7 protein-coding genes are annotated in these 8,092 nt (G+C 47.9%); 1 reads left to right on the top strand and 6 read right to left on the bottom strand.

The annotated features are described in order from the left end of the window. Positions 1-180: 180 nt before the first annotated feature. The gene (locus BLQ36_RS12700; protein ID WP_074515939.1) at positions 181-621 is read right to left on the bottom strand and encodes a hypothetical protein; all 441 of its coding nucleotides are present in this window, start codon (positions 619-621) and stop codon (positions 181-183) included. Between the two features lie 321 nt (positions 622-942). On the opposite strand from BLQ36_RS12700, the gene BLQ36_RS12695 reads away from it, so the two are divergent. Continuing rightward, positions 943-2,049, top strand: coding sequence for a diguanylate cyclase (locus tag BLQ36_RS12695; RefSeq protein WP_180364887.1), 1,107 nt, complete (start codon positions 943-945; stop codon positions 2,047-2,049). A 67-nt stretch (positions 2,050-2,116) separates the two neighbouring features. Here the strand turns inward: BLQ36_RS12695 and BLQ36_RS12690 are convergent, their stop codons facing one another. The 5 genes from BLQ36_RS12690 to BLQ36_RS12670 form a co-directional block, all read right to left on the bottom strand. Next, positions 2,117-4,087 (bottom strand): methyl-accepting chemotaxis protein, encoded by a 1,971-nt coding sequence (locus BLQ36_RS12690; RefSeq protein ID WP_074515937.1) that lies wholly within the window; start codon positions 4,085-4,087, stop codon positions 2,117-2,119. Between the two features lie 192 nt (positions 4,088-4,279). After that, positions 4,280-5,365 (bottom strand): ABC transporter substrate-binding protein, encoded by a 1,086-nt coding sequence (locus BLQ36_RS12685; protein WP_074515936.1) that lies wholly within the window; start codon positions 5,363-5,365, stop codon positions 4,280-4,282. Continuing rightward, positions 5,362-6,165, bottom strand: a complete 804-nt coding sequence (locus BLQ36_RS12680; protein ID WP_074515935.1) for an ABC transporter permease — start codon at positions 6,163-6,165, stop codon at positions 5,362-5,364. The genes BLQ36_RS12685 and BLQ36_RS12680 overlap by 4 nt, the downstream gene beginning before the upstream one ends. Continuing rightward, positions 6,162-6,995 carry an ABC transporter permease gene (locus BLQ36_RS12675; protein WP_081342365.1) on the bottom strand — a complete coding sequence of 278 codons (834 nt, stop codon included), beginning with the start codon at positions 6,993-6,995 and terminating at the stop codon, positions 6,162-6,164. The genes BLQ36_RS12680 and BLQ36_RS12675 overlap by 4 nt, the downstream gene beginning before the upstream one ends. Further along, on the bottom strand, positions 6,988-8,058 hold the full coding sequence (locus BLQ36_RS12670) for an ABC transporter ATP-binding protein (RefSeq protein WP_074515933.1): 1,071 nt from the start codon (positions 8,056-8,058) through the stop codon (positions 6,988-6,990). Before BLQ36_RS12670 ends, BLQ36_RS12675 begins: the two co-directional genes overlap by 8 nt. Positions 8,059-8,092 lie beyond the last annotated feature (34 nt).

The following is an 8,092-nucleotide window of genomic DNA, read 5'->3' as shown; positions in this document are numbered from 1 at the left end:
CCGAAGCTTCATTAACATCTGGCTTAAATCATGTTGCATGATTTCATTTTACATTGTTTAGTTTTCAGAGAACAATCTTTGTCCTTAGCGCTTTGCGAAAGTGCTGTGCGCTGATGACTTGTACTATATTACACGTCATCAGCGCACTTGTCAACACCTTTTTTGATTTTTTATGAAAAATTACCAGATTTCTTTCATGATTGGACGATAGGACTCGTTGAGGAAGTTGATAAGCACATCAAACATACCGTAGATTTCGTCGCCTAACTCACTGAAATCCTCACCAGGAGTAAGCAGACAAACATCTAAAATCAACGACCCTGCTGCATCGAAATAGAGCTTAAATGGCTTGTATTTTAGATTAAACTCATTAACCATTTTTAAAACCTTGAGTTCATTCTCTTCGGTCTTCGCTTGCGGAGATACCTGAATGCGAATCATGGAAAATACACTGTCATCCAAAATGACCAGCGTGGGAAGCTGCTGCCCTTCCACCACAATATGGGAACGGAAGACCACGGTTTTTTGCGTATCGTCTTTCACTTCTTCCCGTTGGAACGCAGTTTTTTTGTTTTCATCCGCATCAAGATATTTTTGAAATGCATCTGCTTTTTTATTCATAACTCCGTCTCCTTTAACATTTTTACCATTGACATTTTTCTACATGTTTTATTCTAGCTATTTGTAAAGAATCCTCTTTTTCAGCAGGAATTTTTATTTTCTTCACGAATATCTACGGCAGACATAGTCTAATACTCTATACCAGGAGAGGCAGATGATTTTATGGTCAGCGTTCAAGACCGGACGTTATCCCGTGTCGCTTTTATTTGCCTCATTTGCTTATTTTCCTTATTCCTCATTCAAGCGGCAGGGACCTACGCCCTCTATCAGAATGCACTTAATTTCCAAAAAACTTACATCCAACATACTGTAGACAACATTTTGCTGTCTATCGATGCCACCCGCAACGAAATCATTACCACCCATAAGAAGAAAGGACAACCCATTTCCGAACAGGAAGTACAGGAAGTCGTCGAGAATCTTTTACGGAAAACCTTTTACTCGGCCACCAATACCGATGGTACCTATATTTGGATTAACGAAGTAATTGACTACGACGGCGGCAATGGTTATGCCAGGCGTCTCATTCACCCCAATCTCCGCAATACCGAAGGCATCCTGTTATCTACTGAAACCCCGGATGCCAAAGGGAACTATCCCTACCGCACCGAGCTAGAAGGGGTTTGCTCGCAAAATTCGCTCTTTTACAGCTATTACTTCAAAGATTTAAACTCCAATGAGCTTTCCCAAAAGCTCACCTACGCTCGTCTCTATCCGGATTACAATTGGATTATTTGCATGGGCATCCCCTATCATTCCATTTGGGAATATATTTTTGCAGGAAAGCCCTGGCTCAAATGGCTGATTCTTTTTAGCTATCTTTTTTCCATAAGCGGAATCATCTTTACATCTTTTTATCTCTATCGGCTCTACCGCCGCCAACGCCAATCTCAAAACGAGGAAATAAAGGATTTGCAACTAGTCATTGACCACGACGCTCTTACCAATGCCCACAGCCGTCACTATGGAACCCAGCAATTGAAACAGGCTTTGCAGACCTATCAGGAAACAAATCAAAATATCACCCTCGTGATGTTTGACATCGATTACTTCAAAAAGGTTAATGACACCATGGGCCATGATTTTGGCGACAAAGTCCTAACCGATACCGTAAAAATCATCAGCCAAAATATCCGGCAACACGATTCGCTTATCCGTTGGGGCGGGGATGAATTCATTCTGCTGCTGCCTTCTTTAAGCCAGAAAGCGTTGCCCTCTTATCTGCACCGACTTAACGCCTGTATCCAAGAGCATGCTTTTGTGTCCACGGATAAGCAATCGATGACCGTCTCAATTTCCATCGGTGCTGCCCAATTCCTGCCTGACGACGCTTCCATTGACACTTTGATAAAACGAGCAGATAAAGCCCTTTACAAGGCAAAAGAAATCCGCAACACCTATCATATTGATGAAGAATCCTTCCACTAATTTCTCATGACAAAAGGCCCTGCCAGGGTATCACCCTGGCAGGGCCTTTTGCTATGAAGGAAAGATTTTAAAATTTAAACTTGCCAATTGCCGTTTGCATATCAGCAGCCATCTTCGACAGCGACTGGGAGGCCGCTGCAATTTCTTCGTTAGACGCAGACTGCTCTTCTGTAGCCGCGGAAATCGACCCCGTATTTTCCGCCGTCTTGCGGCTAATGGAGTCGATGGAATCCACCGCCTTGACAATATTATCGGCACCATCGGCAACCTTTTTCACTGAACCCGTGATTTCTTCCATCTGCTCATTGATGCCATTGACCATGGACAGGATATCCGCAAATCTTGCTCCGACTTCGCGAATGGCCGCTGTTCCCGATTTTACCTCTTCGGTTCCGGCATTCATGGATTCCACAGCTTCTGCCGTATCTTTCTGAATCGAGCCGATGCGCTCTTTAATTTGCTCAGCCGATTCTTGAGATTCTGCTGCAAGTTTGCGAACCTCTTCGGCGACTACAGCAAAGCCACGGCCATATTCACCGGCCCGTGCTGCCTCGATGGCTGCATTGAGTGCCAACAGATTTGTCTGCTCAGCAATCGAAGAAATCGCTTCGACAATCTGACCGATTTGCTGGCTGTTCTCGCCTAATTTGGCCACCACGTCTGCTGATGCCATAACACTTTTTTCAATATGTCCCATGCGGGCAATGGCATTTTCCATCAATTCCGCCCCCTGCTGAGCAGCCTTAGCCGTGTCAGTAGAAGTATTGGAAACCTTGCGTGCCTTGTCCGTCATGGCCGTAATGTCCGTAAACACCACATCCACATTCTGCTTGGCTCCGTTGATATCCTTTAGCTGGTTTTCCATAGCCAAGGATACACCGCCCACTGTTTCCGCCACATGAACCGAAGCTTCCGCCGACTGTTGTGCATTGGCGGTAAGCTCTTCCGAGGAAGCGGCCACCTGCTCCGAAGTGGTTGCCATCTGCGTAATCAAATTGCGCAGGTTATTGCTCATGGTATTAAAGGCTCGGGTCAGCTGACCAATTTCATCGTCAGACAACACCGGAATCTGTTCCATTCTCAGATTGCCATCGGCCAGCTGGGTCGCATGATTTTCCAGGCTGACAATCGAATTGGTAATCTTCCGCGAGAAGAACAGGAAGGCCACCATGGTAACGAGCAATCCCAGAATCGTCAAAACTCCATAAATAATCTTCAATTGATTCAACGAAGCAAAGACAAAGGATTTTGGAACAGCAATACCAAGAATCCATCCCGTTGTAGGAACCGTGGTGTAGGAGAAGAGCTGCGTCTCGCCATTGAAGTCCATCTCGAAATAGCCGCTTTCCTTCTGGGACATCTCAGCAAAGTGTTCCCCGACGCCCTTCACGTCCTTAATGTTCTTCATGGCCTCGCCAATGCCATTTGTTGCCAGGATGTTGCCAGTCTTTTCTAAGATGATGCCCTGACCTTCCCCATGGTATTTCATGGTTTCCGCCTGCTTCTCCAAAACATCCAGCGCAATATCGGTGCAGGTTGCCCCAATGAACTGCCCCTCATTTTTAATGGGGGTTGCCACAGACACCACTAGTTTTCCCGTACTGGCTGCTACATAGGCTTCGGTAAAGACCGTTTGCCCAGCAGCCTTGGCCTCTTTATACCAAGGACGCTGCGTGGGGTCCTTCTTGCCTGTCTCATCCGGAGAATGGAACACGCCGAAATATCCATCCTCTAAGCCGATGGACATTTCAAGGATCTCTTTATCCGAAGCAATCGTTCCCATGGAAGCCTTGGTTTTGATACGGCTTAAATCCCCTTTAGCTTCCGTTGCTGCATTTGCCGTGCTGACATCGACAGCTTTCTTCTCACGCAGCCAACCATCCAGGTTGGAAGCCTCTTTGGATACCGTTGCCGAAAGCTCCGTATCCACACTTGCCTGCAAGTCGGAGCTGGCTACGAAATAGCCCACCACCGACATGATAGCCATCAGTATTCCTACTACACCGGCTAGAACTATAAATTTTTGTTTTAATCCCATACTACATCTCTCCTTAATAGAACTTGTAGTGTAATTCCCTCCTCACTACATCACAACTCACATTTTTTATATTCCACATGAAAGCAAAATAATCCTCTAACATAACACAAAAAGTTCCCCTGACCTCTCAAAAGAAAGTCAGGGGAACTTCACCTATCACCATCAAGCCGTTCCATCACGGCCATTTAACCACTATTCAACTTTTACCTGAAGCCACAGGCGGGTATACAGCTTATCCAAAGTCTCCCCTAAATAGCTGTAGGTTTCCTGCCCACGATAGACAGAGGGTGGCGGGAAAGCGATATCGAGGTAATCTTCCATCTCCTCATCATCCTCTTCCTGCTCGCGCACCGACATATTGGGTGTCGAGTAGCCTAATGCTTCAAAATTCTTAGCAGCAACATCCGGCCGACAGATGAAATCGATGAATTTATGGGCATTTTCAACATGACGGGCATTTTTCGGAATAACCCAAGAATCAATCCAGAGGTTCGTTCCTTCCTTCGGCGCCGGACAGAAGCGCAAATCCGGATTTGCTTTCATCAGATTGATAGCTTCGCCCGAGAAAATAACGCCCAGCGCCGCCTCGCCCGAACTCAATTTATCGCGGATATCATCCACGCCATAGGACTGTACCAAAGGCTTCTGCTGGATAAGCAGATTGCGTGCCTCCTCAAGTTCCTGGGGATTTTTCGTATTCATCGAATACCCCAGCATCCGGAGCGGAATCATAAACGCATCCCGTGCCGAATCCTGCATGAGAATCTCCCCCTTGTACTTGGGGTCCCAGAGAATCGACCAGCTGTCGACCGGCTCCTTTACCATCCTGGTATTGTACATGATGCCAACAGTTCCCCAGCAATAAGGAACGCTATACTTACGCCCCTTATCAAAGGCTTCCGACTGGCGGAAGAAATCCTCCCCAATGTACTTTTGCGCATTGGGCAGCTTAGAAAACTCCAGCGGCTGCAGCAAATCGTGCTCAATGAGTTTTTGTATCATGTAATCCGAAGGACAGAGCACATCATAATTTTCGGCACCTTCAGCGATTCTTGGATACATGCTCTCATTTGTATCGTATTCGTCCAAAACGACATGGATGCCAGTTTCTTCCTCGAACTGCTCCAAGACTTTCGGCGACAAATAATCGCCCCAGCTGTAAACGTAAAGAAGGTTATCTCCCTCTTCCTGCTCTTCGGCAAACATGTCACAGCCAGCGTAAAAGAGGCTGCCGACAAACAGCAGCAGGACCAGCAAGCTGCGATAATACATCTTCATTCGTCCGCCCCCCTTTTCTCTGCCTTGCGGTAGCGCCGGATAACACGGTAGTTAAACAGCAACAGGGATACCAGCACAACCACTGCCCCGAAGAACAAGGTGGAAAGCGCATACATCTCGGGATGAATGCCGAGTTTCAACTCAGCATAGATTTCCGTTGTCAGCGTCTCGATTCCCGCGCCTTTCGTAAAGTACGTCACGATAAAATCGTCGGCCGACATGGCAAAGGATAAGAGAAACGCTGCCATTATGCCAGGTTTTAACTCGGGCAGGATTACCCGGTAAAACGCCTGGGCAGGAGTTGCCCCGAGGTCGAGGGCCGCTTCATAGCAGACCCGGTCCATCAGCAGAACCTGCGGTAAAATACAAAGCATCGCATAGGGCAGATTGATGACGACATGCGCCATGAGAATCGTATCATACCCCAACCGCAAACCGAAACCCAAAAACAAGAGCATCAGCGATATTCCCGTAACGATATCCGCATTGAGCAGCGGAACGTTGGCAAGGCCACGGAAAAAGATGCGGCCCTGGCTGCCCATGCGCCGCATGCCCAGCGCTGTCACTAACGCCAGCAATGTTGCCACCGCCGCCGACAAAACGCCAATAGAAAGCGTATTGAGGAACGCATTCATAATATCTTCGTTCTCAATCAGTGCCGCATACCACTGGAACGTAAAACCGGTCCACTGGCCGCGATAGCGGCTGGCATTGAACGATTGCGCAATCAGTACGGCAATTGGCGCATACATGAACAATACGACCAGCCCTAAATAGAACTTTTTGATCTGTTCTCTCATGCTTTCACCTTCTTTCGGGAATCCGTGTTTTCCGTAAAGGCTTCCAGCAGGATATTCAAAATGATAAATACCATGAGAACCATCGACAACGCACTGCCGAGCTGCCAATCGTAGGCAGCCGTAAATTCCTGTTCGATGATGTTGCCGATTAGCAGGATTTTATTGCCACCAAGCAGCGCACTGATAACAAAAGTCGTGAGCGCCGGAATGAACACCATCGTGCAGCCACTGACAATGCCTGGCATGGACAGCGGAACCATAACATGGCGGAACGTCTGCCAGCGGTTAGCCCCTAAATCCCAAGCCGCCTCGATGATGCTGTGGTCAATGCGCGATATGGACACATAAAGCGGCAAAGCCATGTAGGGCAGGAAATTATAGACCATGCCGATGATGATAGCCGCCGGCGTATTGATAAGTGCCATATCCGGCAGACCGCAGAAGCGGAGAATTTCATTTAATATGCCATTCTTCTCCAAAATCGTCTGCCAGGCCATCGTCGTCAGCAGGGAATTCATCCAAAGCGGCAGCAGGAACAAAAGGAAAATCATGATTCCCTTCGCCTTCCGCAGCCCCTGAAGGATAAGACAAAGCGGATAAGCCAGAACCAGGCAGATAATCGTGCTGACGAGTGCCAGCTCCACGGATAATCCCAACGCCTTCAAATACTCCCATTGAAGCACCGTCGTAAGATTTTCCAGCGTAAATGCGCCATTACCGTCCGTAAGGCCATGCCAGAGGACAAAAAAGAGCGGCAATACAATGAAAAGCGCTGACCAGATGCCAAAGGGCACGGCAAAGAATCGCTGCAAAGATTTTGAATTACTCATCCGATACGGCCTCCTCATCTTCCGAGGCCGGTTTTGCCATAATCTGTATATTTGACGCCGCGAGGCGGATGCCTACCTCAGCTCCTTGTTCGTGACCGGTAATCGTCTGAATCAGCCAGGAGAAACCGCCGGCCTCCACGGTAATATCATAGACCGTTCCTTTAAATATTACCTGGCGGATTATGCCCCGGTACTGCCCTTCCTCCGGCGCACAAATCTGGATGTCCTCCGGACGAATCTGCACATCGACAGGGACGTTTTCCCCGAAGCCCGTATTGATGCAGGGAATATCCTTGCCCAGCAGATGTACGAGCTTATCACGGACCATAATGCCATCAATGATATTACTGTCACCGATAAAATCAGCAACAAAGGCGTTCTCGGGTTCGTTGTAAACGCTCTCCGGTGTGCCAATCTGCTGAATCCAGCCCTGATTCATGACGACGACCGTATCGGACATCGACAGCGCCTCCTGCTGGTCGTGCGTGACGAAAATAAAGGTAATGCCAAGTTCCTTTTTGAGTTTGACGATTTCCCGCTGCATGCTTTGGCGCAGCTTAAGGTCGAGTGCCGAAAACGGCTCGTCGAGCAAAAGGACTTTTGGCTCATTGACGACAGCCCGCGCAATGGCAATCCGCTGCTGCTGGCCGCCTGACATCTGCGTAACCTGTGCATGCTCATAGCCATCCAGATTGACGAGCTTCAAGGCATATTTTATCTTATCCCGGATATAGCTCTGGCTCTTGCCCTTGAGCTTCAGGCCAAAGGCAATATTTTCAGCCACATCCATATGCGAGAACAGCGAATATTTCTGGAATACCGTATTGACCTGACGCTTCTCCGGACGCAGGCTGGTGATATCCCTGCCATCGAACAGGATGCGGCCGCTGTCCGGCGTCTCAAACCCGCCAATCATGCGCAAAATAGTCGTCTTGCCGCAGCCTGATGGTCCTAAAAGGGTCAAAAACTCATTCTCGTGAATCGTGAGATTGAGGTCTTCCAAAATCTGCCGGTCTTCGTAGGATTTATTGATATGTTCAAGCTTCAGTAATTCTCTTGCCAATTCTTCTCATTTACCCTCCTATATGCCCAAAATG

Origin of the sequence: Selenomonas sp. WCT3 (genome assembly GCA_900100835.1) — a bacterium.
Lineage (GTDB): Bacteria > Bacillota > Negativicutes > Selenomonadales > Selenomonadaceae > Selenomonas_A > Selenomonas_A ruminantium_E.
The sequence above is the reverse complement of the archived record's forward strand: the minus strand, read 5'-3'. Positions and strand labels throughout refer to the sequence as shown.